The organism is Pseudoclavibacter sp. AY1F1 (genome assembly GCF_002931075.1).
Taxonomy (GTDB): Bacteria; Actinomycetota; Actinomycetes; order Actinomycetales; family Microbacteriaceae; genus Pseudoclavibacter.
The window spans coordinates 1-25,380 of sequence record NZ_PSTQ01000010.1; the positions used below are offsets into that span (position 1 = coordinate 1).

Here is a 25,380-nt window from a genome sequence, read left to right on the forward strand (position 1 = left end):
CCCCCGGCCCCGGCCCTAGCCCGAGTGCCAGCCCCGGCCCCGGTGAGAAGAGTGAGTCAGAAACACATTCCTGTCGAAAGCAGCGTGCTTCCGGCTGACTCTTGCTGAGCGTTGGATGCGTTTGATGCGTTTGAGGCGTTTGAGGCGTTGGATGCGTTGCAGGCGTTGCAGGAGTTGCAGGCGTTGGATGCGGGGGATGTGCGTTGGATGCGGTAGCTGCGCCGCGCGGGCGCGCGCATGGCGTGGGCCTGCCGCTGAACGTGCAGATGAATGCGCGAGATGCATGTTCGCGCGAGTTGGAACATGCACCTGGCTCATTCTTGCACTGGGGATGCGGCGTCGGGGAATGCGGCGTCGGGGGACGCAGAGTTGGGGGATGCAGAGTTGGGGGATGCGGCGTCGGGGGACGCAGAGTTGGGGGACGCAGAGTTGAGGGACGGAGCTTCGGGGGTAGGGCTTTCAGGATCGCGCGCGGCCATCCGCTTCTGGATGGTCGACGAGACGGGGCCGGTCAGGAGCAACAGCAGCCAGGTGTAGCGGGCCGGATCGGGGCCGAAGGCGAAGGCGACTGGGATCGACAGGGCGAAAACGGCAGGAACCACGAACGTGAACGCCGAGCGCCGGCGTGCGGCGGCCGAGTTCTCGGTCAGCCCGCGGCGCACGGCGACAACCCAGATCATGTGCTGCGCGAGGGACGCGCAGATGATCGTCACCGCGTAGAGCACGACGGGCAACGGCTGGGTGTCGAGCGTCGACTCGCTCATGGCCGCGGTCGAGAACGGCAGCACGACGATGAAGAACATCGCGATGATATTGACGTTCAGCAGGGCCCCGTCGAGGGCCGACACCTGGCCCATGAGCCGGTGGTTGATCTTCCAGAAGTTCGCGATCACGAAGAAGCTGATCGTGAACGCGAGCAGCTGGCCGAGCACGCCCGAGCGGGCGAGCGCATCCCAGCTCGCCCAATGGTCGGCCGTCGGCGGCTCGATTCCGACGATCAGAATCGTGATGGCGACCGCGTAGATCGCGTCGAAGAACGTCAGCCCGCGATCGAACTCGGTGGTGCCGCGTGCGTAGATGCGTGAAGCCATGTGGGGATGCTCCGTGCTGTGCGAGGCTCTGTGAGGGCTGCGGGATTCGACTGCTAGACGAGGGCGCGGATGACCTTCGCCGGGTTGCCGACCGCGACGACGTTCGGCGGGAGGTCCTTCGTGACGACGGCACCGGCGCCGACGACCGTGTTCGCCCCGATCGTGACGCCGGGGCAGACGATGACGCCCCCGCCGAGCCACACGTTGTCGCCCAGCGTGATCGGCTTCCCCGCCTCGTAGCCAGCGCGTCGCGGCTCGGGGTCGAGCGGATGCGTCGGCGTCAGCAGCTGCACGTTCGGTCCGATCTGGCAGTGCGCCCCGATCGTGATGGGCGTGACGTCGAGGGCGACGAGGCCCACGTTCACGAACGTGCCATCGCCGATCGTGATGTTCGAGCCGTAATCGACGTAGAGGGGCGCCTTCACGGCGACGTTCGAGCCGAGGCCGCCGACGAGTTCGGCGAGGATCCCGGATGCGCGCTCCCCGTCGACCGGGTACGTCGCGTTGTACTCCGCCTGCAGCCGCGTCGCTCGCTCCGCGCCCGCCGAAAGCTCGGGGTCGTCCGCGTGGTACAGGTCGCCCGCGAGCATCCGCTGCTTCATCGTGCGGCCGTCGTCGAAGTTCACCGTCATGCGAAAACACTAGCGTGCGCGCTTCGGCCGATGAGGGGAGGGTTTTCTCCAGGGCCCGCAGCGCGTTAATGTCGACACGTGACCTCCCTGTGGAACGCCGCCGGCCCCGACCTCGTGGTGCACGGCGAGAACCTCGACGCCATGCGCCGCCTCCCCGACGGCGCCTTCCAGGTCATCTACCTCGACCCGCCGTTCAACACCGGCAAGCAACAGAGGCGGCAGTCGGTGAAGGTGAAGCGGCAGTCGCCAGTAGAGGAATCCGTCGAGGCCGCCGAACTGGGCGAGGCGCTCGCCCACGACGAGGCCCCAGCAGGCCTCAGAGACCCGGATGCGCCAGCATCCACCCCGCTGACGCGCACCGGATTCCAGGGCCTCAGCTACGAGCACACCCTCGGCGAGCTGTCGGCGTTCAACGACGAGTTCGCCGACTACTGGGGGTTCCTTGAGCCGCGACTCGTGGAGGCGTGGCGCCTCCTCGACCAGACCGGCACCCTCTACCTGCACCTCGACTACCGGGAGTCGCACTACGCGAAGGTTGTGCTCGACGCCCTCGTCGGGCGCGACAAGTTCCTCAACGAGATCATCTGGGCGTACGACTACGGCGCGCGCACCTCGAAGCGGTGGCCGGCGAAGCACGACACGATCCTCGTCTACGTGAAAGACCCGAAGCGATACCACTTCGACGCCGCCGAGGTCGACCGGGAGCCGTACATGGCGCCGGGCCTCGTCACCGAGGAGAAGCGCGAGCGTGGGAAGCTGCCGACCGACGTGTGGTGGCACACGATCGTGTCCCCGACCGGCAAGGAGCGCACCGGCTACGCGACGCAGAAACCGGCCGGGCTCCTGCGGCGCATGATCCGCGCCTCGAGCCGCGAGGGCGACTGGGTGGCCGACTTCTTCGGCGGCTCCGGGACGACTGCGGCCGTCGCTCGCGAGACGGGGCGCCGGTTCGTCACCGTCGACGCGTCAGTGGATGCGCTCCGCACCATGAGGAAGCGCCTCGGCCCGGAGGGCGTCGAGTACCGGAAGCTCACGAAGGACGGCACCCGCCTGCTGTCCGCGGCACCGAAACGGGCCAGGCTGAGTCGCTGAGTCGCTGAGTCGCTGAGTCGCTGAGCAGTGAGTCAGTGGGTCAGTGCGTTGCTGAGTCGCTGTGACGCCTGGCCCGTGACCAGTGGCCTGGTGAGAGTTCTGAGCTAGCTGTACAGCTAGCGGGGCTGTCCGTAGTTCGTCGACGAAGGGGCGTCGCCCTCATCGGGAGCGGAGTACGGGTCCGACTGTGCCGACGGGTCCGACTGGTCCGACTGTGCCTGCTGTGCAGGGGCTGAGGGCTGCACCGAGTACTGGTTTGGTGCGCTGTACTGGCTCGGAGCCTGGTACTGCCCAGGAGCCTGGTACTGGCCCGGAGCCTGTGGCTGCGCGGGAGTCTGGAGGGGAGCGGCGCTGGGCTGCTGGCCGTAGGGCTGGACTGGCTGCTGCTGCTGGACTGGCGGCTGCTGCCCGTAGCCCGGCTGCCCGTAGCTCTGCTGGCCGTACGGCTGCGCTGGCGCGACGTACTGTCCGGTCCCGTCGAAGCGAGCCCCCTGCTGCACGGACGGAAGGCATGCGAACACGATGAGGGTGATCGGTCCGAGGAACGGGAAGAGCCCGATGAACGCGAAGAAGCCGGAGAAATTCGCGTCGTGGAGGCGGCGCACCGTGAGCGAGATCGACGGCAGGAGCAGCGCGAGATTGACGAGGAGGCTGAGGAGCCCGAACAGAACGCCGCCGATCGCGAGGCCCCTGCTGTTGGAGGCGTCGAAGCCCAGCGAGATCACGTTGAAGAGGATCGTGACTCCTGCGAGGGCAAGCGCGACCCACCAGTATTCGCTGCGGCTCGCCCGCCCGCGGTAGATGAACGCCTTCTTCACGAAGCGCGTGATCGCCTCGGGGAAAGATGCCCCGTAGTACGGCTGATCGAGTGCTGGCTGGCTAGCTGGAAGCTGTCCGTAGCTCATGTGTTCCTCTGTGCTCGTTCGAACGGTGCAACGCCAAACCTATTGCAGAGCAGGCGGGCGCGTGAGGGACGAGACCTTCGAGACGACGTCCGCGAGCGCCTCAGCGACCCCTTCGAGTTCTGCCGAAGTGGTGGATGCTCCCCACGTGAACCGCAGCGCAGTGCGCGCGTCGTCCTCGGCGATACCGAGCGAGAGGAGCACGTGGGACGGCTCGTCGTGCCCCGCCGCGCAGGCTGCCCCGGCAGATGCGAGCACCCCGCGCTGCTCGAGCTCGAGGAGCACCGTCTCGCCGTTCACCCCTGGCAGGACAAACGAGGCATGCCGGGGGAGGCGTGCGGATGCGTGTCCCGTGAGCCGGGCATCCGGGATGCGGGCGAGCACGTCACCGATGAAGGTGTCGCGGGCGCTCCCAGGCAGGAGCGGTTGCTCTCGGGAAGGTCTCTCTTGCTCCTCGAACCGTTCCGCTTCCGCGAGCCGCAGCGCCACCGCGAACGCCACCGCGAAGGCGACGTTCTCCGTGCCGGATCTGCGCCCCCGCTCCTGCCCGCCGCCGTGAAGAAGCGGCTCGAGCGGGAGTCGCGCACGCACCGCGAGCACCCCGACTCCCTTCGGGGCGCCGAGCTTGTGGCCCGACAGGCTGAGCGCATCCACGCCCGTCGTCGCCATCGACACGTCGAGCGAGCCGGCCGCCTGGATCGCGTCAGCGTGGAACGGCACCCCGCGGGCGTGGGCGACGGATGCAAGCGCCGCGACGTCCTGCACCGTACCGACCTCGTTGTTCGCCGTCGCGAGCGAGACGAGCGTCGTGTCGTCGCGGAGGGCGGCGGCGAGCGCCTCCCCGGTGACCCGGCCACTCGCATCCACCTCGACGAACGTCACCTCGAAGCCATGGAACCGCGCCAGGTAGTCGACGGAGGCGAGCAGCGACTCGTGCTCGATGCGGCTCGTCACGAGGTGCCGCCCGCGCGGGTCGCCGAGGGCGAGGCCCTTGATCGCGAGGTTGTTCGCCTCGGTGCCCCCCGACGTGAAGACCACCTCGGTGGCCCGGCAACCGAGCGCCGCAGCAACCCCCTTGCGCGCGTCCGCGAGGGCGGCCGCCGCTTCCTCGCCGAGGCCGTGCGTGCTCGACGGATTGCCGAAGGACGCGGTCAGGAACGGCCAGGCCGCGGCGAGTGCCGCCTCCCTGACTGGGGAGGTTGCGGCGTTATCGAGGTGGAGCATGTCAGGCGCCGGTCCCCGCCGCCGCCGCCACCGCCGCCGCCTCGGATGGGGCGGGCTCGAGGGCAGGCTCGAGGCCGGTCTCGAGGGCCATGTCGAGCCCGAGGTCGATGGCGCTTGCGCTGTGCGTGAGGGCGCCCACCGAGATGACGTCGACGCCCGTCTCGGCGATCGCCGCCACCGTGTCGAGATTCACCCCTCCGCTTGCTTCCGCCGTCGCACGACCTGCGATGAGTCCCACACCCGCTCGCAGCTCGGCGATCGAGAAGTTGTCGAGCATGATCGTGTCGACGCCCGCCGCGAGCACCGGGGCGACCTGGTCCAGCCGGTCGACCTCAACCTCGAAGTGCGTCGTGTGGCCCAGCTTCGCGCGGGCGGCGAGGATCGCCTCCGTGAGGTGCAGGCCAGACTGCTGCACCAGCACCGCCAGGTGGTTGTCCTTCGCCATGACGGCATCGGAGAGGGAGAAGCGGTGGTTGCGGCCACCGCCGCTCGCCACGGCGTGCCGTTCGAACGCGCGAAGTCCCGGCGTCGTCTTGCGGGTGTCGGTGACGCGGGCTGACGTGTGCGCAACCGCGTCGACGTACCTCCTCGTGAGGGTCGCGATGCCGCTCATCCGCTGCGCGAAGTTCAGGGCGACACGCTCCGCAGTGAGGACTGACCTCGCCGGCCCCGTCACTGTGGCGAGCGTCTGGCCAGGGCCGAACGCGTCGCCGTCGGCCGCGTGCAGCTCGACGCGCATGCGCGCATCGGTCAGCCGGAACGCGGCCGCGAACACGTCGATGCCGGAGAGCACGCCGGGCTCGCGTGCCACGAGGGTGGCGCTTGCGGTCGCGTCGCCTGGGATGAGCGTCTCGACCGTGACGTCACCCCAGGGGGCGTCCTCGAGCAGGGCGGCGCTCACGGCCGTCGTGATGTGGGCGGAGGTCAGCATCAGTGAGCCATGGCTTTCTGTGGGAGGGGGCGTCGAAGCGAGGACGGGGCTGCGGAAGGGGAGTGAGGCTCTCGGGCGACGGGCTGGGACCCGGGAACCGCTGGGTGGTCTGTCCGGTAATGTGCGCCTGCCGACTCGGCTCTGGCCAGGGCGGCAGCGACGGTGAGCTGGGCGAGCAGCAGCAGGTTCGCGTCCTCGCGTTCGGCGAGCACCGCGTGCGTCTTGGGGCTCCTTTGGGCGCCTGCCCACGCGTTGAGCGTTCGACTGGCCTCTTCGAGGGCGGGACGGCTGCGGTGCAGCCCAGCATTTCTCCACATGAGAGCCTGCAAAGCCCCTCGGGAGAAGGGAAACGCCGCGTCGTGCGACGTTGCCTGTCCAACTTCAGTGCAATTTTGGCGAGAAAACGGCTGAACCGCCTCCGTGGGCGCAAATTTGCACTGAAGTTGGTCAGCGAACGGGGAGCGTTCGTGGCCGGCGTCTGCGTCTGCGCTGCCGTCTGCGTCGTAGTCTGCGTCGGCGTCGTAGCCGGAGTCTGCGTCTGCGTCGGCGCTGTGGTCGGCGCTGCCGTCTGCGCTGCGTCGGGCGGCGTGCGTCTGCTCGAGCAGGGCCTCCGCGACTCGCCGCCCGAACACGGCGCCCTCGAGGAGCGAGTTCGACGCGAGCCGGTTCGCGCCGTGCACGCCGGTGCGCGCCGTCTCCCCGGCCGCGTACAGGCCGGGGATACTCGTGCGTCCGCTCAGGTCAGTGACGACGCCGCCCATCAGGTAGTGGGCTGCTGGCGTGACGGGCACCGTCTCGCGCGACCAGTCGAGCCCGCTCGCGTCGATGCGAGCCGTGATGCTCGGGAAGCGACGCTCCAGGAACTCCCGGCCCAGGTGCCTCGCGTCGAGCAGCACGGGGCGTCCGTCCTGTTTCGCCATCTCGTCGGCGATGCCGCGCGCCACGACGTCACGGGGGGCGAGCTCGGCGTCGGGATGCACGCCGACGAGGAACCGCTCGCCGGCGTCGTTCAGGAGCACGGCGCCCTCGCCGCGCACGGCCTCCGAGATGAGGGCGCCGCCGGACCCGGCGAGCACGGTCGGGTGGAACTGCACGAACTCCAGGTCGGCAATCTTCGCCCCGGCCCGCACGGCGGCAGCGATGCCGTCGCCCGTCGCGACGTCGGGGTTGCTTGTGTGCGCGAACAGCTGCCCGGCACCGCCCGTCGCGAGCACAACCGCGTCCGCGTCGAACAGGTGCGGGGCAGCGACGTTCGCGCCGTCTGAGGTCTGCAGCCACGCGCCGACCACCCGGAGCGCTGCGACCTCGGGGTTCTGCGTCCGCGCTGGCTCCTGGGCGAGATCGACGAGGAAAGTGTGCTCGAGCAGGCGGAGCTCGCCGCGGCCTGCCGCCGCTCGGACTGCCTCGCTCAGCGCCCGCTGGATCTCTCGCCCGGTGCCATCGCCAAACGCGTGCAGGATCCGCGGATGCGCGTGCGCGGCCTCAAGACCCCGCGCGAGCTGCCCACTCGACGCAACATCGAAGCGCGTGCCGAGGTCGATCAGGTCGCGGATGCGTGCATCCGCCGACCCGCACAGCACCATGATCGCGCGCCGGTCACCGAGCCCCGCACCGGCGGTGAGGGTATCGCGCACGTGCGACGCGACCGTGTCACCAGCAGTGTCATCAGCAGTGTCACTGGCACTGGCACCAGCACCAGCATCAGCAGGGTCACCAGCATCAGCATCAGCATCAGCATCAGCACCAGCGGCCAGTACGGCCGCGATGCCGCCTTGCGCGTGGGCGGTGGCCGTGTCGTCGAGCGTCGACTTGGTGGCGACGGTCACGTCGTGTCCGTCGGCTGCGGCGGCGAGCGCCGCGGTCAGTCCCGCGATCCCGCTGCCGACGATGAGCACACGCAGGCGCCCACCTTCGTGGGGCACGGCAGACTTCTCTGGCATCTCAGGAGGCCATCGTGGTGTCTGGCCTTGCCGCGAGCATCCGCTCGACGGCGACCCTCGCGGGCTCTGCGACGTGGGCTGGCACGCTGATCTGGTTGCGCACCTCGCCGGCCACGAGCCCCTCGAGCACCCAGGCGATGTAGCTGGGGTGGATGCGGTACATCGTCGAGCAGGGGCATACGACGGGGTCGAGGCAGAAGATCGTGTGCTGCGGGTACTCGGCCGCGAGCCGCTGCACGAGGTTGATCTCGGTGCCGATCGCGAAGACCGACCCGGCCGGGGCCGCCGCGATGGCCTTCGTGATGTAGTCGGTGGAACCGTACTCGTCGGCCGCGTCGACGATCGCCATGGGGCATTCGGGGTGCACGATGACGCGCACCTCCGGGTAGTCGGCGCGCGCCTTCTCGATCTGCGCGACCGTGAAGCGCTTGTGGACGGAGCAGAAGCCGTTCCAGAGGATCACCTTGGCGGCGTCGAGCGACTCGGGGGTCTGGCCGCCGAGGGGGCGGCGTGAGTTCCAGAGGGGCATCTGCTCGGTCGGCACGCCCATGGCCTTCGCCGTGTTGCGGCCGAGGTGCTGGTCGGGGAAGAACAGCACCCGCTGCCCGCGCTCGAACGCCCACTTCAGCACCGTCTCCGCGTTGGAGGACGTGCAGACGATGCCCCCGTTGCGCCCGCAGAACGCCTTCAGGTCGGCGGATGAGTTCATGTAGGTGACGGGGATGACGGGCACGCGGCCGTCGGCGTCCGGCTCCGTGCCGTAGAGCGCGGTGAGCTGCTCCCAGCATTCTTCGACAGAGTCGCTGTCGGCCATGTCCGCCATGGAGCATCCGGCGGCGAGGTTCGGGAGGATCACAACTTGCTCCGGCGCGGACACGATATCGGCTGTCTCTGCCATGAAGTGCACACCGCAGAACACGATGGCCTCGGCCTCAGGCTTCGCTTTCGCGGCGTTCGCGAGCTGGAAGGAGTCGCCGATGAAGTCGGCGTACTGCACGACCTCGTCGCGCTGGTAGAAGTGGCCGAGGGTCACGACCCGGTCGCCGAGCGTCGCCTTGGCGGCGAGGATGCGCGCGTGGATCTCCTCGTCACTCGCCGTCCGGTACTCCTCCGGCAGGAGCGCCTGCCGGGGTGCCGCCGGAGGGAGCTGGTCGGCCATTGACGCCCCAGGACCGTAGGACGGCGCTTGCAGGTCGAACACCCACGGGGATTTCACGAGCTCCGGTGAGCAGCTCTCGCCGGCCTGCTTCCCGGTCTGGATGCGCGTGATCGTCGTGTGGACTGAGGCTGTTGTTGTCATGGTTCGGGTCTTTCTGGGGGAGGTACCTGTAGAGCTTCGGGGGTCGATGCCTGGTGCCGGCGAGGGTTTCGCCGGTCTCGGTGAGGGACTTCGAGGCGAGCATGTCGCGGCGGAAGTTGGCGGGGTCGATCGGGCGGTCGAGCACTGCCTCGTAGACCTCCCGCAGCTGCGCGAGCGTGAAGGACTCGCCGAGGAAGCTGTGCGCGATCGAGCTGTACTCGACCTTGTTGCGGAGGCGCCAGAGGGCGTAGTCGATGATGCGGCGGTGGTCGAACGCGAGGGGCGGGAGGTTGTCGACGGGGTGCCAGCGCACGTTGTCTCCGAGGCGCGCTGAGCTCGCCTCCTCGTTGCCGACGAGCGCCCAGTAGACGACGGATACGACGCGCGGGTCGTCTCCGAAGACGCGGTCTGCGTCGCCGAAGGCGTAGAGCTGCTCGAGGTACTTGGGTGCGAGCCGCATCGTCTCGGAGAGGGTGCGTGAGGCGGCGGCGCCGAGGTCCTCGTCGCCGAGCGGTCCGCCTGGCAGCGCGAGGAGGTCGATGAACGGCTGCCGCTGTCGGCGGACGAGTGGGACCCAGATCGTGGGCGCCGGGGCGCGGTGCGATGAGGGAGGTGGTGGGCGCAGCGCGAAGATCACCGTGGAGACGGCGAGGGTCACGTTGGTGGCTGGCATCCGCTGCTCCTCCTCTTACTTATGGTCAAATCGACTCTAAGTGCAGTGTACGCCACACCCGCCTAGGCTGTGGCGGTGAGTGATCAGCAGCAGTTCGGCAGCGAAGACGACGCCCCGCACGGAGTCGGGCCCTGGCCCGGTGGCCGCGAGGAGTGGCCGGAGGGTCCTTGGTTCGACGCCGAACTGCTCGAGCACGGTGATCGGCGCAACGTCATCGACCGCTATCGGTACTGGTCGATGAGCGCGATCGTCGCCGATCTCGACACGAAGCGCCACGCATTCCACGTCGCCATCGAGAACTGGCAGCACGACATGAACATCGGGTCGATCGTGCGGAGCGCAAACGCGTTCGCCGCCGACACGGTGCACATCGTGGGCAAGCGCCGCTGGAACAAGCGTGGCGCCATGGTCACCGACCGCTACCAGCACGTCGTGCACCACGAGACGGTTGCAGCGTTCATCGAGTGGGCGAGGGGCGAGGAGATGCCCGTCCTCGCCATCGACAACGTGCCTGGATGCGTGCCGATCGAGACCTACGAGCTCCCGGAGCGGTGCGTGCTGCTGTTCGGGCAGGAAGGGCCCGGGGTTTCGGAGGAAGCGATCGAGGTCTCGGATGCGGTGCTGGAGATCTCGCAGTTCGGCTCGACCCGCTCGATCAACGCGTCAGCGGCGGCCGCCGTCGCGATGCACACCTGGGTGCTCCAACACGTCGACTTCGCCTAGGGCTGCCGCTCCGGCGAGGATGAGGTCGAGCCCGGCGGTGAAGCGCTCGGTGGGGTCCTGCAGGCTATGTGGGCTGACGCTCCGCGGTCGAAGCGCGCCGACTGCTGCAGCGTGGGCTTGCTGTTGCTCGTGGAAGGCCTGCCCGATCGTGTAGTGGACGATCGCCTCAGCACACGTCCGACTCAGCGCTGTGCCCAGGCCGAAGTCGCTGTGGGCGGCACCGGAGATGATCGTTGCGAGGTCGATGGTGAGAAGGTCGAGGGCGAAGGAGCTCGAGACGAGTTCTGCGCCGTCCCGGCGTGAGAGCAGCGCCCCGCGCAGTTCAAGAGCGAGGGTGCGGGTCTGTTGCGCGCCCGGTTGTGGCCCGTGGTCTGGGAGGAGCCAGGTCTCAGTGCTGAGCGGCTGAAGGATGCGATCGCTCACGGCAGCGAGCAGCGCCTGCTTGTTCGAGAAATGCCAGTAGAGGGCGCTCGGCTGCACCTCGAGATAGTCGCTGATGCGTCGCATGGAGAGGCTTGGGAGGCCGTGCTCGTCGAGAACTTCGAGCGCGGTCGTCACGATCTCGCTGCGGCTGAGCTTGTCGAGGCTTGAGCCTTCGGCTGGACCACGGGGTGTCATGACGCTAATCTACTGAACACTGTTCACTGAACACTGTTCACTGAACACTGTTCATTGAGCACCATTCAGGAGTTTTCGGAGAAAGGTCGTCACCCCCCATGAGCACCGAATCGATCGGCGCCTCCGGGCGTCCCGCCAGCGGCCCGGCGCCGCATGTCCTCGCCGACCTCGTTGCTGGAGCTAAGTCCACAGTTGGGTCTGCATCCGGGTCTGCATCCGGGTCTACATCCGGGTCTACATCCGGGGTCGCGTCCGGTGCTGCCCTTCGCAACGTCGCGCTCGTGCTCGGCGGCACCCTCTTCCTCATCGCGGCGGGCTTCATCGTCATCCCACTGCCGTTCACGCCCGTGCCCGTCTCGCTTGCGACCTTCGCCGTGCTGCTGACGGGTGCGTCCCTTGGGCCCGTCCGCGCGGCGGCGAGCGCCGGCTTGTACCTCGCGCTCGGTGCTCTTGGAGCGCCGATCTTCGCCGACGGTGCATCCGGCGTTCTCTTCCCGTCGTTCGGCTACATCGTCGGTTACGTGCTCGCCGCGGTCGCTGTCGGGGCGCTCGCCCGGCGCCGGGCCGACCGTCACGTCGTTTCCACGGTCGGCGCTTCCGTGCTGGGCACGCTGCTTGTCTACGCGGCCGGCGTGCCGTGGCTCGCGCTCTCGCTCGGCGTCGACCTCGGCACCGCGCTTGCGCTCGGGGTCGTGCCGTTCCTCATCGGCGATGCCATCAAGATCGCGGCCGTGAGTGCCCTGCTGCCATCCGCGTGGAAGCTGATCAAGCGATAACCGCTGCTGCCCCGGTATGGCACAAGAAACTCGCAAGAAACTCGCGGCGCGACCCCGATCCCCCGATCTGGTCGCGCCGCGAGTTGCATGCACAGCGTCGAGGCCCTGTGGGGCCGAGCGTGCGTGCAGCCACTTGGCGTGAGTGACGTTAGTCGCCGGCGCTTGTGAGTCGGCCGAGATGCGCCAGAACGTGACCAACTCTGTCGAGAAGTCACATATTTCCGCGGTTGTCAGCCGTCGACTTCGTCGGCTTCCGTGTATGCGGTGTGCTCGTGGATGAGAGTTGCCGCGATGCGCCGTGCCGAGGCCGTCGTGTGTGCCGCATCGCGCAGTCGCATCGCGAGGTCGCCGGAAACGATGAGGAGCAACTGGTCGGCGAGCTCGCGGTCGCGGGATGCTGCCCCCGGGGTGTCGTCCACGTTCGCCTCCGTGCCGATTCCCGTTCCACGGCCCGCTGCGGTGTTGGCGATGGCGGCTGTGAGGCGCTCCCGCAAGGCTGCCGTGTCGGCGTCAACAGCCGCGCGCACTTCGGCCGGCGCATGCGGATACTCGGCGGCTGAGCCGAGGAACGCGCACCACTGGGCGCGCACCGGGTGCTCGCGGAATGCGTCGAGGGCGTCGAAGATGGCGAGAATGCGACCCTCCCTCGTGGTCGCGCGGCTGACTGCCGTATCCCAGGTGTTGAGCCACTCCGTCTGCCGACGGTCGAGGGTGGCCGCGAGCAGCGCTTCCTTGCTCGCGTAGCCGCGGTACATCGTCGCCGCCGAGACGCCCGCGCGTTCGATGACGGCGTCGACCGGGGTTGCGTGGATGCCTTGGGTGAAGAAGAGCTCCTCGGCGGCGTCGAGGAGCTTCGTCGCGCTCGTGGTGCGAATGCTCATACAGACACCTTAGGCTTCAAATATGAAACGTACGTTTTCGTTTGAGCTTGATGGGCGGTCGAAGCAGCGTCTCCTCGCGGCAGGTGGGGTTGGGTTCGTGGCCGCCTGCTACGGGTTGGTTCGCCTCGCGTACGGGCTCTATCTGCCGGATGTCGAAACCGAACTCGGTCTTGATGCCTCGCTCGCTGGGGCGGTCTCCGGCGGGGCGTCGGCCATGTACTGCGTGGCCGCGGTCGTCGGCTTCTTCCTGGCGGCTCGCGCCCCGCGCCTGCTGGTCGTGGCCGCAGCGGCAACGGCCGCCGGTGGCGCCACGGGCATGGCGCTCTCGTCGCAGGTCGAGGCCTTCGCGGTCTTCGCTGTCGTGGGATCCGCCGGGGCCGGCCTCGCATCGCCCTCGCTTGTCGAGCTCCTGCGCCGAGCTGTGGGCGGCAACCGTGGGCAGCGTTTTCAGGTGATGGTCAACGCTGGAACGGGGCCCGGCCTGGTGTTGGCCGGCGCGCTGGCGCTGGTGCTGCTCCCCAACTGGCGCCTGGCTTGGGCCGCGGCGGCACTCGTCACAGTGCTCTCCGCGATCGCGGTGCTGCTGTCGACGGCACGTGCCAGACCCAGGATGCGCAGCACCCCGTCGACCGTTCTGGTCCCGCCGCGCTCCTGGTTCGCCAGACATGCGCGTGCGGTCTGCGCCGCGCTCCTCCTCGGGGCCGCTTCGGCGGCCGTGTGGACCTTCGGGCGCACCGTGCTTGTCGAAGCGGGCGCATCCGCCACGTTTTCTGCCCTCGCCTGGATGTGCCTCGGGGTCGGCGGGGCGCTGGTGCTCCCGCTCTCGGCGGCACTCGGTCGCCTCGGACACACGCGGGCGTGGGGGCTCACCTCGCTTGTCGTCGCAGCCTCGACACTGCTCATCGGACTCGTCCCCGGTGTGCAGGTGCTTGCTCTCGTCGCGTGTGTTGCCTTCGGCTGGGGGTACACCGCGGCCACGGGCGCTCTCATCACGTGGACGGCGGACATCGACGACGGGCGCGCCTCCGCCGGAACCGCGCTGCTCTTCGTCGTCCTGGTCCTGGGGCAGGGCCTCGGGGCGGCGCTCGCCGGGTGGGCACTCGGCGTTGCGAGCCCGGCGCTCGTGTTCACGATCGCGGCTGCATTCTCGGTTGCTGCCGCCGCCCCGGCACGATCGTCTTCGACGCCCTCAGCGAGCCGCGTGCGAGTTCCGTAAGGAACGGCATCCCACCCGTATGGATTCCGTGAGGAGAGCCCTCACGGCGACGAGAGGGGAGTTGTATCAGGCACTGCGCCTGAATGGCGCGCAGCCCAGCCACCCCCGCTGGGCTGCCGACCTCCGAACGGAGCTCCAGTGCTTGACGTCGTCTTCGTCGCGGGCGTGATCGCCCTCTTCGCCGCCATCGGCCTCCTCGGCAAGGCGGTGGAGAAGCTGTGATCGTGTTCGAGTTCATCGCCTTCTGCCTCGGCCTTGCCGCCATCGCCTACCTCGTGGTCGCCCTCGTAAAACCGGACCGCTTCTGATGGGCCGATCGCTGCTGATGGGCCCAGAACTTCTGATGGACGCACCCGTCGTGCTCCAGGCGACCCTCTCGTTCCTCACGGTCGCGTTGATCCTCGCCGCCCTCCACCGCCCGCTCGGCGACTACCTCGCCTGGGTGTACTCATCCGCGAAGGACTGGAAGATCGAGCGGGCCGCCTACCGGCTCATCGGCGTCGACCCCGCGTCGCCGCAGACCTGGCAGGCGTACCTGCGCGGCGTGCTCGTCTTCTCCGCCGTCGGCGTGCTGCTCGTCTACCTGCTGCAGCGCACCCAGCAGTGGCTGCCCTACTCGCTTGGGCTGCCGGCTCCCTCGGAGCATCTCTCGTTCAACACGGCCGCCTCGTTCGTCGCGAACACGAACTGGCAGTCGTACTCGCCGGAGGTCACCCTCGGCTACGCCGTCCAGCTCTCGGCGCTCACCGTGCAGAACTTCGTCTCCGCCGCCGTCGGCCTGGCCGTCGCGATCGCGCTCGTGCGGGGCCTCGCCGCCCGACGCTCCGGCACGCTCGGCAACTTCTGGGTCGACCTCCTCCGGGGAACCCTGCGCGTGCTCCTCCCAATCTCCACCGTGGCAGCCCTCGCGCTCCTCGCGGGCGGCGTCATCCAGAACTTCAACGGCTTCACCGATGTTGCGACGCTCACGGGGGCGACGCAGTCGATCCCCGGCGGGCCGGTGGCCTCTCAGGAGGCGATCAAGCTCGTCGGCACCAACGGCGGCGGCTTCTTCAACGTGAACTCGGCGCATCCCTTCGAGAACCCGAACGCGGTGACCAACCTGCTGCAGGTTGTCCTCATGCTCGCCATCCCGTTCTCCCTGCCGCGCACCTTCGGCCGCATGGTCGGCGACGTCCGCCAGGGTTACGCGGTGCTCGCCGTGATGGCGACGCTCTTCACGGTGTCGTTCGCGATCCTCACCGCCGTCGAGTCGGCCGGGATGGGGTCGGCGCCGGATGCGGCGGGCGGCGCCCTCGAAGGCAAAGAGCAGCGATTCGGCATCGTCGGCTCGACCCTCTTCGCCACGACCAGCACCGGCACGTCGACGGGGGCCGTCAACTCCATGCACGACTCCTACACGGCGCTCGGCGGGCTCATGCCGATGCTCAACATGATGCTCGGTGAGATCGCACCAGGCGGGGTCGGCTCCGGGCTCTACGCGATGCTTGTCCTCGCGATCATCGCCGTGTTCATCGCGGGACTCCTCATCGGGCGCACCCCCGAATACCTGGGCAAGAAGATCGGGCCACGCGAGATCAAGCTCGCGAGCCTCTACATACTCGTCACCCCGGCGCTGGTTCTCACGGGGGTCGCGCTCAGCTTCGCGATCCCCGGTATCCGCGACGACCTCGTTGCGACCTCCATCTGGAATCCGGGCGTCCACGGACTCTCCGAGGTGCTCTACGCCTTCACCTCGGCCGCCAACAACAACGGCTCGGCGTTCGCAGGCCTCACCGCGAACACGCCGTGGCTCAACACGGTGCTCGGCGTTGTCATGCTGCTCGGCCGGTTTGTCCCCATCGTGTTCGTCCTGGCTCTCGCAGGCTCGCTCGCGGCCCAGGACAAGGTGCCGGCGACGGTCGGCACGCTCCCCACCTACCGCCCGCAGTTCGTCGGTCTCCTCACGGGCGTCAGTGTGCTCATCACAGCGCTCACCTACTTCCCGGTGCTCGCACTGGGGCCCCTCGCAGAAGGACTCTCCTGACCATGCAGCGCACAACCCTGAAGCGCACAACCCTGCAGCGCACGACCCTGAAGCCCGCAACCATGCAGCGCACGACCCTGCAGCCTGCCTCTTTCGTCGCTGCCCTGCCCGGCGCGTTCCGCAAGCTCGACCCGCGTCAGCAGTGGCGCAACCCGGTCATGTTCATCGTCTGGGTGGGGGCTGCCTTCACGACGGCGCTCGCCGTGGCCGAGCCGTTCCTGGGCGGGCCCGCCGACTCTGGAGGACTCTCGCAATCAGGCGCTGTGGCGATCCCGGCCTCCTTCACGTGGGGCATCGCCGTCTGGCTGTGGCTCACGGTGCTCTTCGCTAACCTCGCGGAGTCGGTGGCTGAAGGCCGTGGCAAGGCGCAGGCGGAGACGCTCCGCCAGACCCGCACGAGCACCGTCGCCCACCGCGTCGACGCGTACAACTCTGCGGCTGACGCCGGGGCCAGCTCCGCAGTCACGGCCGACGTCTCCTCCGCAGACCTCACCCTCGGCGACGTCGTCGTGGTCTCGGCGGGGGAGCTCGTCCCTGGTGACGGTGACATCGTGTGGGGCATCGCCTCGGTCGACGAGTCGGCCATCACGGGCGAGTCGGCCCCAGTCATCCGCGAGTCCGGCGGGGACCGCAGCGCGGTCACGGGCGGCACCCGGGTGCTGTCCGACCGGATCGTCGTGCGCATCACCTCGAAGCCAGGCGAGACGTTCGTGGACCGGATGATCGCCCTCGTCGAGGGGGCATCCAGGCAGAAGACGCCCAACGAGATCGCGCTCTCCATCCTGCTCGCGTCGCTCTCCATCGTGTTCGTCGTGGTCGCGCTGACCCTCAACCCGATCGCCTCGTACGCGGCGAAGCCGGTGAGCATCACGGTGCTCATCGCCCTGCTGGTGTGCCTCATCCCGACGACGATCGGTGCGCTGCTCTCGGCGATCGGCATCGCCGGCATGGACAGACTCGTGCAGCGCAATGTGCTCGCGATGTCGGGCCGCGCCGTCGAGGCGGCCGGCGACGTGACGACGCTGCTGCTCGACAAGACCGGCACCATCACGTACGGCAACCGCCGGGCATCCGAGTTCGTGCGGATGACCGGTGTGCGAGACCAGGAACTGGTTCGGGCCGCGGCTCTCTCGTCGCTTGCCGACCCGACCCCGGAGGGCGTCTCGATCGTCGAACTCGCCAGCCGTGAGGGCGTCGATGTCGGTGCGCCGGCGGGCTCGGCGGGCGGCGATGCCCCTGGTGCGATCATCCCGTTCACGGCGCAGACGCGCATGTCCGGGCTCGACCGGCCGGATGGCTCGCGCATCCGCAAAGGTGCCGGGTCCTCAGTGACGGCCTGGCTGGCCGCCGAGGGCGCGCCCGTGGAGGCGTCCCAGATCGAGGAGCTCGAGGACGCGACGCGACGCATCTCGCAGAGCGGCGGCACCCCGCTGGTCGTCGCGGTGATGGATGCCCCCGCCGAGGGGACGGTATCCGGCCGTGTCCTCGGGGTCGTGCACCTCAAGGACGTCGTGAAGGAAGGGCTCAGAGAGCGCTTCGCGGAGCTGCGGTCCATGGGTATCCGCACGGTCATGGTGACGGGCGACAACCCGCTCACGGCGGCCGCGATCGCGAAGGAGGCCGGGGTCGACGACTTCCTGGCCGAGGCGACGCCAGAGCAGAAGCTGGCCTACATCCGCCGCGAGCAGGAGGGCGGCAACCTCGTCGCGATGACGGGCGACGGCACCAACGACGCCCCCGCGCTTGCGCAGGCTGACGTCGGCGTGGCCATGAACACGGGCACGTCGGCGGCGAAGGAGGCGGGCAACATGGTCGACCTCGACTCCGACCCGACGAAGCTCATCGACGTGGTGCGCATCGGCAAGCAGCTCCTCATCACGCGGGGCGCGCTCACGACGTTCTCCATCTCGAACGACATCGCGAAGTACTTCGCGATCATCCCGGCCATGTTCATGGGCGTGTTCCCCGGCCTCGGCGTGCTCAACATCATGGGGCTCCACTCGCCGGCCTCGGCCGTGCTGTCGGCGATCATCTTCAACGCGGTTGTCATCGTGCTGCTTGTGCCGCTCGCCCTGCGGGGCGTGAAGTACCGACCATCGAACGCTTCGAGCACCCTCGGCCGCAACCTCCTCGTGTACGGGGTCGGCGGCATCATCGCGCCCTTCATCGGGATCTGGCTGATCGACCTCGTCGTGCGACTCATCCCGGGCTTCTGAGCTCACCCTTCCAGCGATTCTCAACCGGTTCCTCTGCAACCGGCTCCCCAAAGACCGACCTGACAGGACTCCCCATGAACTCCTCAACCCGCGCCACGGCGCGCACCACCTGGGTCGCCGTGCGGGCGATGCTCCTCTTCACGGCCGTGCTCGGCGTCGGCTACACGCTTGTCATCACCGGGCTCGGGCAGCTCGCGTTCGGGGCGCAGGCCAACGGCTCTCAGCTGCGCGGCCCCGGCGGGGATGCGGGTGCGCGCAGCGAGGTCGTCGGCTCGAGTCTCATCGGGCAGTCGTTCCTCGACGCAGACGGCAGGCCCCTCCCCGAGTTCTTCCAGTCGCGACCGTCTGCGGCTGGCGACGGATACGACTCTGGCGCCTCCTCCGGCTCGAACCTCGGGCCGGAGAACGCCGACCTCATCGCGGCCATCATCGAGCGGCGCGCCCAGGTCGCCGAGTTCAACGGGGTCACACCCGAGGAGGTGCCGGTCGATGCGGTGACGGCCTCGGCATCCGGACTCGACCCGCACATCAGCCCCGACTACGCAGCACTGCAGGTCGAGCGCGTCGCGGCGGCGCGCGAGCTCGACCCCGCCGAGGTCCGTACTCTGGTCGCAGCGCACACGACCGGCCCCCTCCTCGGGTTCCTCGGGGGAGCCACCGTCAACGTGCTCGAGCTCAACCAAGCGCTTGACGCGCTCGGGGCCTCGAACCCGACAGGCACGACGGGCGAGACAGGCACGACGGGCACGACGGGCGAGACGAGCACGACAGGCGCGACAGGCGCGACGACCACGACAGGCACGACGAGCACGACAAGCAAGGAGAGCTGAGCGATGGCGAAGCGGGGACGGCTGCGGGTGCTGCTCGGCGCCGCCCCCGGCGTCGGGAAGACGTTCGCGATGCTCCACGAGGGCAGGCGGATGCGCGACGCGGGCCAGGACGTCGTCGTCGCGGTTGTCGAGACCCACGGCCGGGCAGCGACGGCGGGCGCGGCGGAGGGGCTCGAAGTCCTGGGGCGTGCCCCGTTCATCCACCGCGGCGTGACGCTCCTGGAACTGGACGTCGACGCCGTGCTCCAGCGCCGCCCGGAGGTTGCGCTTGTCGATGAGCTCGCCCACACCAACGCCCCCGGCTCCCGGAATGCGAAGCGGTGGGAGGATGTCGAGGAGGTCCTCGCTGCCGGCATCGACGTTCTCTCGACGGTGAACATCCAGCACATCGAGTCGCTCAATGACGTGGTGGAGCAGATCACGGGAGCGCCACAGCGCGAGACCATCCCGGATGACGTGCTGCGCCGAGCAGACCAGGTTGAGGTTGTCGACCTGTCGCCGCAGGCGCTGCGCGACCGGCTCGCTGGCGGGCTCGTGTATCCGGCCGAGCGCGTCGACGCGGCGCTCTCCAACTACTTCCGCCTCGGCAACCTCACGGCGTTGCGCGAGCTCGCGCTGCTGTGGCTCGCGGACGAGGTCGATCAGTCGCTGAAGCGCTACCGAGACGAACACGGCATCAACTCCACGTGGGAGGCGCGCGAACGGGTTGTCGTGACGCTCACCGGCGGGGTGGAGGGCGAGACTCTGCTTCGCCGGGGGGCGCGCATCGCGGCCAGGTCGGGGAGCGGCGAGCTGCTCGCCCTGCACGTCACGAGCCAGGACGGGCTGCGCGCGGGAGACCCTGCGCACCTCGCGGGGCAGCGTGCGTTGGTGGAGCAGCTCGGTGGCAGCTACCACCAGGTCGTCGGCGAGGACATCCCCTCCGCCCTCATCGACTTCGCGAGGTCCGTCAACGCCACACAGCTGGTCATCGGGGTGAGCCGCCGGAGCAGGCTCTCGGCACTGCTCACCGGCCCGAGCGTCGGAAGCACCGTCACCCGCGAGGCCGGCAGCATCGACGTGCACATCGTGAACCACGCGAGTGCTGGCGGAGGCCTCAGGCTGCCGCAGCTCGGCGGGGCGCTCACGATGCGTCGCCGGATCGCCGGGTTCGTGCTTGCGCTCGTCGCGGGGCCGCTGCTCACCTGGGCGCTCGCGTCGCTTGGCAGCGTCGATTCCTTCACGACGCACGCGCTCAGCTACCAACTCCTTGTTGTCGCGGTCGCCCTCGTCGGCGGCCTCTGGCCCGCGCTCTTCGCGGCCGTGCTTTCTGGTGTGACGCTCGATTTCTTCTTCGTCGCCCCCTTCGGCACGGTCCTCATCACGGAGCCGAGCCACCTGCTCGCGATCGTGCTCTACGTCGTCATCGCGGCGCTTGTCAGCCTCGTCGTCGACCGCGCGGCCCGCAAAACACGCGAGGCGCGGCGGGCGGCCGCCGAGTCGCAGCTCCTGCAGACCGTGGCCGGCAGCGTGCTCCGCGGGCAGAACGCAATGCAGGCGCTCGTCGAGCGCACTCGTGAGGCGTTCGGGCTCGCCGGGGTGCGGCTCGTGGATGCGCGGGGTGCGGATGCGCCGCGCGAAGCTGAGCCTCGTGTGCTCGCCAGCTGCGGGGAGCCCGTGCGCGGCAACCGGCACGTCTCCGTGCCAGTGATCGGGGACGCGACGACCGGCACAGCCGTGGTGCTCGAGCTGCACGGGCGTGAGCTCGACGCGTCGGAGCGACGCCTCCTCACTGTCATCGTGGCGCAACTGGGTGCGGCCCTCGAGCACAGCGACCTGCGGGACGCGGCAGACGAAGTCGCGCCTCTCGCCGCCTCCGACAAGGTCCGCCGCGCGCTCCTCTCTGCGCTCAGCCACGACCTGCGACGTCCCCTCGCAGCGGCGACGGCCGCGGTCAGCGGGCTTCGCGCGGCGGGCGATGAGCTCGGCGCGGAGGACCGCGAGGAGCTCCTGGAGGCGGCCGACGAGAGCCTCGCCACCCTCGCCTCCCTGGTCACCGACCTGCTCGACGTGAGCCGCCTCCAATCCGGGGCGCTCGCGGTCTCGATCATTGCAACGGATCCCGCCGACGTGATCGTGCCCGCCCTCGACGAGCTCCACCTCGGCCCCGGCGCCGTGGAGCTCGCGCTCGACCAGAGCGACGCATCCGTCGCCGCAGACCCAGCCCTGCTGCAGCGGGTGCTCGTGAATCTGCTCGCCAACGCGGTGCGCCACTCGCCGGCAGACAGGCGGGTGCGCCTCGCGACGAGCGAGTTCGGCGGAAAGATGCAGATCAGAGTCATCGACCACGGGCCAGGTATCCCGGCCGAGCGCCGCGAAGACGTGTTCGTGCCATTCCAACGCCTCGGCGACACCGACAACACGACGGGCCTCGGGCTGGGCCTCGCGATCTCGAAGGGGTTCGTCGAGGGGATGCACGGCACACTGGTGCCCGAAGACACCCCGGGCGGTGGGCTCACGATGGTCGTGACGCTTCCGGTCGCCGGTGACGTGGCTGAAGGAACCAGGGGAGACCGCGCGTGAAGATACTGATCGCCGACGACGACCCGCAGCTGCTGCGAGCGCTACGCATCACCCTCACCGCTAAGGGGTATCAGGTGCTGGTCGCCCGCAACGGCGCGGAAGCCATTTCGGTGGCCATCGACAGCCACCCCGAACTGTACCTCCTCGACCTCGGCATGCCGGAGCTTGACGGGCTCGAAGTCATCCAGGCGATCCGCGGCTGGTCGGAGGCGCCTATCCTCGTCGTCTCCGGGCGCAGCGGGGCCGGAGACAAGGTTGACGCGCTCGACGCGGGAGCCGACGACTACGTCACGAAGCCGTTCTCCGTCGACGAGCTGCTCGCGCGCATCCGGGCACTGTCTCGTCGCGTTCCGCAGGGCGACGCCGAACCCGTAGTGGTGTTCGGCGACGTGTCCGTCGACCTGGCGGCTAAGAGCGTCGTGCGCAGCGTCGACGGCGAGGCCGCGCACGTGCGGCTCACGCCGACAGAGTGGCAGGTGCTCGAACTGCTCATCCGCAACGCAGGGCGGCTCGTGACCAGGCAGATGCTGCTCACCAGCATCTGGGGTTCCGAGCACGTCAACGACACCGGCTACCTCAGGCTGTACCTGTCCCAGCTGCGCAAGAAGCTCGAGCCCGTGCCGTCGTCGCCGCGGCACCTACTGACCGAAGCCGGCATGGGGTACCGGCTGATGCTCGAGCCACAGCATCCCCCGCAGGCGTGACGCGCAGGCGTGACGCGCAGGCGTGACGCGCAGGCGTGACGCTCAGGCGTGACGCTCAGTTGTCGGTGGGAGCCGCCCTGCTCGCTTCTTCAGCGCTCGGGAAGTTGATTTCGCTGGAATCCACGTCGATGTCCCCGACATCATCGGGTCCGCCCGTGCCAGGGCGTACGTTCACCTGACCCGTGTCGATGTCGCGGTCGACCTGGCCGTCGACCTCATCCACCCGCTCGGTGCTCGTCTCCTGCTTCTTCTGCGTCTCGGTCTCGCTGCCTGGGGAGTAGCTGGTGTCCTTCTCGAGCTGCTCGCCGTGCGAGAGACCGTCTTCTTGCGAGAGACCGTCTTCTTGCGAGGGGTTGTGGTCGTGGTCGTGGTCATGTGTCTGGGAGGTCATCAAGCGAGCCTGGGGTCTCGTCCTGGGAGCCTGCGGGGCTCGGGGTGCACGGACCCCGTGAGTCTGGCGTCCTCAGAAGCTCAGGCTAGGGTCGGGCCGCATGAGACGCTCCCTCGCCTGGTTCCTCGGATTCTTCGCCGTTGTCGTCGTCTCGGGCGCGGCTCTGATCCTCCTGCTACCGCCCGCGATCGACCCGGCCTCGACCATCGCCGCGTGGGTTCCAACCGCGCTTGGGGCGCTCTTCGCGGCGAGCGCCTTCGTCGCTTGGAAGGTTCGACCTGATTGGCAGCAGGACTGAGACTGGCCCGCTTCGCTTGATTAGGTTCAGGGAGGTAGGGAGACAGGCAGGCAGGCGGGTGCAGGTGCAGGTGCAGGCGGGTGCAGATGTAGGTTCAGGCAGGCAGGCAGGCAGGCGGGTGCAGGCAGGGAGGCAGGTGCGGGCGCCGTGGTCACTGCCTTGCGCTGCTGACGACGGAAGCCGGGGCTGATGGCCCCGGCTTCCGGTTGGTCGAGAGTCGTGGACTCGTGACGGGTCAGTCTTCCTCCGGCTCGAACGTCGAAGCATCCGGGTCGTAGCCGACCGCCACGCCGTCGTCGGAGTTGGGGATCGTGCCGTCCTCGCCGAGACCGTTGGGCTTCTCGTCGCCATCGCTGTCGTGGGAGATCTTCTGGTCGCTCATCGTGGGCCTTCCGGTCGGGGGTCTTCCTTGACTGGGGCGACGATAGCGCGCGCCGCTTGGGAGTTCGCGGGGGCTTCCCTCGAAACCGCCAGTCGACTAGGGATGAGGTGGACTGGGGATGAGGTGGACTGGGATGAGGTGGGCTAAGGGTGAGGTCGATTGGCGTCTGGGGTCGACTACGGGTCCGGGGTCTGCTCGGGTCTGGGTTCGACTACGGGTCTGGGGTCTGCTCGGGTCTGGGTTCGACTACGGGTCTGAGCTCGATTACGGGTCTGGGGTCTGCTCGGGTCTGGGGTCGACTACGGGTCTGGGGTCTGCTCGGGGATGCGGTGCTCGGCGTCCCAGATTGCCCGCAGGGCGTTCATCACTTCCGCCCGCGAGGTGCCCAGCTCCTTTGCCTCCTCGACGGCAGCCCGGAGCTTCGCGAGGACGGAGCCGGGCAGAGCGGACGGCTGGTCGGCCACCCGGGTGCCCGCGGCTCCCCGCGTGACGATCGTGCCCTCGGCCTCGAGCATCCGGTACGCCCTGGCCGCCGTGCCGAGAGCCACGCCGAAGTCCCGGGCCGTCTGACGCACGGTTGGGAGACGGTCGCCCGCGCCGATCAGCCCCGAGAGGATGAGTCCACGGAAATGCGCGGCCACCTGATCTGACGTGCCCTCACTCATTGCCGTGCCCGCCCGACCCGCCGTACCCGCCGACCCGATCTGCCCGACCCGCGCTATCCGTCCGACCTGCGCGATCTGTCCGATCCGCCTGACCCGCGCGATCCGTCCGATCCGTCCGATTCGTCCGATCCGTCCGATCCGCCCGATCTGCCCGACCTGTCCGATCTGCCCGATCCGTTCGACCCGCGCTATCCGCGCTATCCGCGCTATCCGTCCGATTCGTCGGATTCGTCCGATCTGCCTGATCTGCCCGACCCGCGCTATCTGTCCGATCTGTCGGATTCGTCCGATCCGCTCGACTCGCTCGACCCGTCCGGTGTGTGAGGCCGACGAGCAGGAGCAGCGCCATGCCGAGGCCGCGAGTGATGCGCCCACCCCACGTGAGGACCGTCTCGAGTGTGGCCAAGCTGGTGCCCCAGGTGTAGCCCGGGGCGCTCAGCTGCGCTCCGGCGGCCCCGCCGATGCGGAGCAGGCACAAACCGAGCACGTAGACCAGCACGCCGATGGAGAACCAGAGGATGCGGGTGGCGATGGCCCGGCGGCTCGCTGTCTCCCATTCCACGCTCTGCGGCTCGAGGAAGGCGCGGGCAGCGTTGGCCTGAAGCGTGAAGGCGGTGACCCCCACGAGGGCAGTCGCCGCAATCGCGGCGGGAACCCCGTAGGCCCAGCCGTAGAAGCGGCCCGAGGCACCCCAGAAGTCGCCTCCCGACTCGATGACGAACAGGGTGTGGCGGCCGTCGTCGTCCGGGCTCGAGACGGAGCCCGCAAAGATCGTCACGAGGATGAACGCTGCGAAGACGAGAGCGAGCGTCGCGACCCCTCGACCCGATGCGTACGTGCGCCAGCCCCGCGGCCCGGCGGGCGGCACGGGGCTGCGTGGGGTGCGCCGGGCGACGATGAGGGCGAAGGCAACGACGGCGAGCGCGACAGAGCCGAACAGGAGCTCCCTCGAGAAGTCGTGCCAGCGGAACGCGAACGGGTCAGAGCCGAGCGTGAGCCAGCTCGGCAGCATCCCCTCGACGAACGGCGCAAGCGTGATGAGCACGGCCAGGAAGGCTGCGACGCTGAGGCCCAGGCTGACCAGAGAGTCCGGGCGGGCGCGCCGCAGGTTCCGCGAGGAGTCTGGGACTGTGACTCGGGAGCGCACCCACGGGGTGAAGACGAGGCCAAGCGAGAGCAGGGCTGCGGGCACGAACGTGACCAGGTCGGTCATCAAGATGAAGAACAGTGGACTCACGGGTGCCCCCTTGCGTTGCTGCTTGCCTCTTGTGTTTTCGAAAGGGTACAAGATCTTGTTTCAAGCGCAA

General features: G+C 68.9%; 24 protein-coding genes and 1 pseudogene. 11 read left to right on the top strand and 14 right to left on the bottom strand.

Going from position 1 to position 25,380, the window contains the following annotated elements:
* Positions 1-314: 314 nt before the first annotated feature.
* Positions 315-1,091, bottom strand: a complete 777-nt coding sequence (locus C5B85_RS13965) for a TMEM175 family protein (protein ID WP_104286632.1) — start codon at positions 1,089-1,091, stop codon at positions 315-317.
* 53 nt (positions 1,092-1,144) lie between these two features.
* Positions 1,145-1,723 (bottom strand): sugar O-acetyltransferase, encoded by a 579-nt coding sequence (locus C5B85_RS13970; protein ID WP_104286633.1) that lies wholly within the window; start codon positions 1,721-1,723, stop codon positions 1,145-1,147.
* A 141-nt stretch (positions 1,724-1,864) separates the two neighbouring features.
* Here C5B85_RS13970 and C5B85_RS13975 point away from each other — a divergent pair, with 141 nt between their 5' ends.
* Positions 1,865-2,815, top strand: coding sequence for a site-specific DNA-methyltransferase (locus C5B85_RS13975; protein WP_104286753.1), 951 nt, complete (start codon positions 1,865-1,867; stop codon positions 2,813-2,815).
* Positions 2,816-2,931: 116 nt separating this feature from the next.
* Here C5B85_RS13975 and C5B85_RS19590 read toward each other — a convergent pair whose 3' ends face one another.
* The 6 genes and pseudogenes from C5B85_RS19590 to C5B85_RS14010 form a co-directional block, all read right to left on the bottom strand.
* Positions 2,932-3,720 (bottom strand): DUF805 domain-containing protein, encoded by a 789-nt coding sequence (locus C5B85_RS19590; RefSeq protein ID WP_104286634.1) that lies wholly within the window; start codon positions 3,718-3,720, stop codon positions 2,932-2,934.
* A gap of 39 nt (positions 3,721-3,759) precedes the next feature.
* Positions 3,760-4,941 carry a cysteine desulfurase family protein gene (locus tag C5B85_RS13985; RefSeq protein WP_104286635.1) on the bottom strand — a complete coding sequence of 394 codons (1,182 nt, stop codon included), beginning with the start codon at positions 4,939-4,941 and terminating at the stop codon, positions 3,760-3,762.
* 1 nt (position 4,942) lies between these two features.
* A complete protein-coding gene (nadC, locus tag C5B85_RS13990) occupies positions 4,943-5,872 on the bottom strand; it encodes a carboxylating nicotinate-nucleotide diphosphorylase (RefSeq protein WP_104286636.1) in 930 nt (309 codons plus the stop codon).
* The gene (locus C5B85_RS14000) at positions 5,872-7,812 is read right to left on the bottom strand and encodes an L-aspartate oxidase (RefSeq protein WP_146077968.1); all 1,941 of its coding nucleotides are present in this window, start codon (positions 7,810-7,812) and stop codon (positions 5,872-5,874) included. The genes nadC and C5B85_RS14000 overlap by 1 nt, the downstream gene beginning before the upstream one ends.
* A gap of 1 nt (position 7,813) precedes the next feature.
* Positions 7,814-9,112 (bottom strand): quinolinate synthase NadA, encoded by a 1,299-nt coding sequence (gene nadA / locus C5B85_RS14005; RefSeq protein WP_104286637.1) that lies wholly within the window; start codon positions 9,110-9,112, stop codon positions 7,814-7,816.
* Between the two features lie 7 nt (positions 9,113-9,119).
* A pseudogene (locus tag C5B85_RS14010) lies at positions 9,120-9,785 on the bottom strand (NUDIX domain-containing protein); the annotation flags it as partial.
* Between the two features lie 75 nt (positions 9,786-9,860).
* On the opposite strand from C5B85_RS14010, the gene C5B85_RS14015 reads away from it, so the two are divergent.
* On the top strand, positions 9,861-10,508 hold the full coding sequence (locus tag C5B85_RS14015; protein ID WP_104286638.1) for a TrmH family RNA methyltransferase: 648 nt from the start codon (positions 9,861-9,863) through the stop codon (positions 10,506-10,508).
* Here the strand turns inward: C5B85_RS14015 and C5B85_RS14020 are convergent.
* Positions 10,449-11,126: a TetR family transcriptional regulator gene (locus C5B85_RS14020; protein WP_104286639.1), complete on the bottom strand. Its 678-nt coding sequence runs from the start codon at positions 11,124-11,126 to the stop codon at positions 10,449-10,451. The genes C5B85_RS14015 and C5B85_RS14020 overlap by 60 nt on opposite strands.
* A gap of 98 nt (positions 11,127-11,224) precedes the next feature.
* Between C5B85_RS14020 and C5B85_RS14025 the strand changes: the two genes are divergently transcribed.
* The gene (locus C5B85_RS14025; protein WP_104286640.1) at positions 11,225-11,902 is read left to right on the top strand and encodes a biotin transporter BioY; all 678 of its coding nucleotides are present in this window, start codon (positions 11,225-11,227) and stop codon (positions 11,900-11,902) included.
* Between the two features lie 230 nt (positions 11,903-12,132).
* Here the strand turns inward: C5B85_RS14025 and C5B85_RS14030 are convergent, their stop codons facing one another.
* On the bottom strand, positions 12,133-12,783 hold the full coding sequence (locus tag C5B85_RS14030; protein WP_104286641.1) for a TetR/AcrR family transcriptional regulator: 651 nt from the start codon (positions 12,781-12,783) through the stop codon (positions 12,133-12,135).
* 22 nt (positions 12,784-12,805) lie between these two features.
* Between C5B85_RS14030 and C5B85_RS14035 the strand changes: the two genes are divergently transcribed.
* From C5B85_RS14035 to C5B85_RS14065, 7 genes are all read left to right on the top strand, one after another.
* Positions 12,806-13,999, top strand: coding sequence for an MFS transporter (locus C5B85_RS14035; RefSeq protein ID WP_104286642.1), 1,194 nt, complete (start codon positions 12,806-12,808; stop codon positions 13,997-13,999).
* Between the two features lie 218 nt (positions 14,000-14,217).
* Positions 14,218-14,307: a potassium-transporting ATPase subunit F gene (locus C5B85_RS14040; protein ID WP_104286643.1), complete on the top strand. Its 90-nt coding sequence runs from the start codon at positions 14,218-14,220 to the stop codon at positions 14,305-14,307.
* 35 nt (positions 14,308-14,342) lie between these two features.
* On the top strand, positions 14,343-16,025 hold the full coding sequence (gene kdpA, locus C5B85_RS14045; RefSeq protein WP_104286755.1) for a potassium-transporting ATPase subunit KdpA: 1,683 nt from the start codon (positions 14,343-14,345) through the stop codon (positions 16,023-16,025).
* A 62-nt stretch (positions 16,026-16,087) separates the two neighbouring features.
* The gene (gene kdpB / locus C5B85_RS14050) at positions 16,088-18,241 is read left to right on the top strand and encodes a potassium-transporting ATPase subunit KdpB (protein ID WP_258070822.1); all 2,154 of its coding nucleotides are present in this window, start codon (positions 16,088-16,090) and stop codon (positions 18,239-18,241) included.
* Positions 18,242-18,315: 74 nt separating this feature from the next.
* Positions 18,316-19,071 (top strand): potassium-transporting ATPase subunit KdpC, encoded by a 756-nt coding sequence (kdpC, locus tag C5B85_RS14055; RefSeq protein ID WP_104286645.1) that lies wholly within the window; start codon positions 18,316-18,318, stop codon positions 19,069-19,071.
* A 3-nt stretch (positions 19,072-19,074) separates the two neighbouring features.
* Positions 19,075-21,633, top strand: coding sequence for an ATP-binding protein (locus C5B85_RS14060; RefSeq protein WP_104286646.1), 2,559 nt, complete (start codon positions 19,075-19,077; stop codon positions 21,631-21,633).
* Positions 21,630-22,337 carry a response regulator gene (locus tag C5B85_RS14065; protein WP_104286647.1) on the top strand — a complete coding sequence of 236 codons (708 nt, stop codon included), beginning with the start codon at positions 21,630-21,632 and terminating at the stop codon, positions 22,335-22,337. The genes C5B85_RS14060 and C5B85_RS14065 overlap by 4 nt, the downstream gene beginning before the upstream one ends.
* Positions 22,338-22,392: 55 nt before the next feature.
* Here C5B85_RS14065 and C5B85_RS14070 read toward each other — a convergent pair whose 3' ends face one another.
* Positions 22,393-22,728: a hypothetical protein gene (locus C5B85_RS14070; protein WP_104286648.1), complete on the bottom strand. Its 336-nt coding sequence runs from the start codon at positions 22,726-22,728 to the stop codon at positions 22,393-22,395.
* Between the two features lie 100 nt (positions 22,729-22,828).
* Here C5B85_RS14070 and C5B85_RS14075 point away from each other — a divergent pair, with 100 nt between their 5' ends.
* A complete protein-coding gene (locus tag C5B85_RS14075; protein ID WP_104286649.1) occupies positions 22,829-23,026 on the top strand; it encodes a hypothetical protein in 198 nt (65 codons plus the stop codon).
* 235 nt (positions 23,027-23,261) lie between these two features.
* Here the strand turns inward: C5B85_RS14075 and C5B85_RS19245 are convergent, their stop codons facing one another.
* The 3 genes from C5B85_RS19245 to C5B85_RS19250 form a co-directional block, all read right to left on the bottom strand.
* The gene (locus tag C5B85_RS19245; protein ID WP_181064446.1) at positions 23,262-23,408 is read right to left on the bottom strand and encodes a hypothetical protein; all 147 of its coding nucleotides are present in this window, start codon (positions 23,406-23,408) and stop codon (positions 23,262-23,264) included.
* Positions 23,409-23,707: 299 nt separating this feature from the next.
* Complete coding sequence (locus C5B85_RS14080; protein ID WP_104286650.1) at positions 23,708-24,073, bottom strand: GntR family transcriptional regulator; 366 nt, start codon at positions 24,071-24,073, stop codon at positions 23,708-23,710.
* Complete coding sequence (locus C5B85_RS19250; protein ID WP_181064447.1) at positions 24,066-25,310, bottom strand: hypothetical protein; 1,245 nt, start codon at positions 25,308-25,310, stop codon at positions 24,066-24,068. The genes C5B85_RS14080 and C5B85_RS19250 overlap by 8 nt, the downstream gene beginning before the upstream one ends.
* Positions 25,311-25,380: the final 70 nt, after the last annotated feature.

What these genes read in the sequence shown, in the direction of transcription:
- C5B85_RS13965 (WP_104286632.1), bottom strand. Translation starts at nt 1,091, where the DNA reads ATGGCTTCACGCATCTACGCACGCGGCACCACCGAGTTCGATCGCGGG.
- C5B85_RS13970 (WP_104286633.1), bottom strand. Translation starts at nt 1,723, where the DNA reads ATGACGGTGAACTTCGACGACGGCCGCACGATGAAGCAGCGGATGCTC.
- C5B85_RS13975 (WP_104286753.1), top strand. Translation starts at nt 1,865, where the DNA reads ATGCGCCGCCTCCCCGACGGCGCCTTCCAGGTCATCTACCTCGACCCG.
- C5B85_RS19590 (WP_104286634.1), bottom strand. Translation starts at nt 3,720, where the DNA reads ATGAGCTACGGACAGCTTCCAGCTAGCCAGCCAGCACTCGATCAGCCG.
- C5B85_RS13985 (WP_104286635.1), bottom strand. Translation starts at nt 4,941, where the DNA reads ATGCTCCACCTCGATAACGCCGCAACCTCCCCAGTCAGGGAGGCGGCA.
- nadC (WP_104286636.1), bottom strand. Translation starts at nt 5,872, where the DNA reads ATGCTGACCTCCGCCCACATCACGACGGCCGTGAGCGCCGCCCTGCTC.
- C5B85_RS14000 (WP_146077968.1), bottom strand. Translation starts at nt 7,812, where the DNA reads ATGCCAGAGAAGTCTGCCGTGCCCCACGAAGGTGGGCGCCTGCGTGTG.
- nadA (WP_104286637.1), bottom strand. Translation starts at nt 9,112, where the DNA reads ATGACAACAACAGCCTCAGTCCACACGACGATCACGCGCATCCAGACC.
- C5B85_RS14020 (WP_104286639.1), bottom strand. Translation starts at nt 11,126, where the DNA reads ATGACACCCCGTGGTCCAGCCGAAGGCTCAAGCCTCGACAAGCTCAGC.
- C5B85_RS14025 (WP_104286640.1), top strand. Translation starts at nt 11,225, where the DNA reads ATGAGCACCGAATCGATCGGCGCCTCCGGGCGTCCCGCCAGCGGCCCG.
- C5B85_RS14030 (WP_104286641.1), bottom strand. Translation starts at nt 12,783, where the DNA reads ATGAGCATTCGCACCACGAGCGCGACGAAGCTCCTCGACGCCGCCGAG.
- C5B85_RS14035 (WP_104286642.1), top strand. Translation starts at nt 12,806, where the DNA reads ATGAAACGTACGTTTTCGTTTGAGCTTGATGGGCGGTCGAAGCAGCGT.
- kdpA (WP_104286755.1), top strand. Translation starts at nt 14,343, where the DNA reads ATGGACGCACCCGTCGTGCTCCAGGCGACCCTCTCGTTCCTCACGGTC.
- kdpB (WP_258070822.1), top strand. Translation starts at nt 16,088, where the DNA reads ATGCAGCGCACGACCCTGCAGCCTGCCTCTTTCGTCGCTGCCCTGCCC.
- kdpC (WP_104286645.1), top strand. Translation starts at nt 18,316, where the DNA reads ATGAACTCCTCAACCCGCGCCACGGCGCGCACCACCTGGGTCGCCGTG.
- C5B85_RS14060 (WP_104286646.1), top strand. Translation starts at nt 19,075, where the DNA reads ATGGCGAAGCGGGGACGGCTGCGGGTGCTGCTCGGCGCCGCCCCCGGC.
- C5B85_RS14070 (WP_104286648.1), bottom strand. Translation starts at nt 22,728, where the DNA reads ATGACCTCCCAGACACATGACCACGACCACGACCACAACCCCTCGCAA.
- C5B85_RS14075 (WP_104286649.1), top strand. Translation starts at nt 22,829, where the DNA reads ATGAGACGCTCCCTCGCCTGGTTCCTCGGATTCTTCGCCGTTGTCGTC.
- C5B85_RS19245 (WP_181064446.1), bottom strand. Translation starts at nt 23,408, where the DNA reads ATGAGCGACCAGAAGATCTCCCACGACAGCGATGGCGACGAGAAGCCC.
- C5B85_RS14080 (WP_104286650.1), bottom strand. Translation starts at nt 24,073, where the DNA reads ATGAGTGAGGGCACGTCAGATCAGGTGGCCGCGCATTTCCGTGGACTC.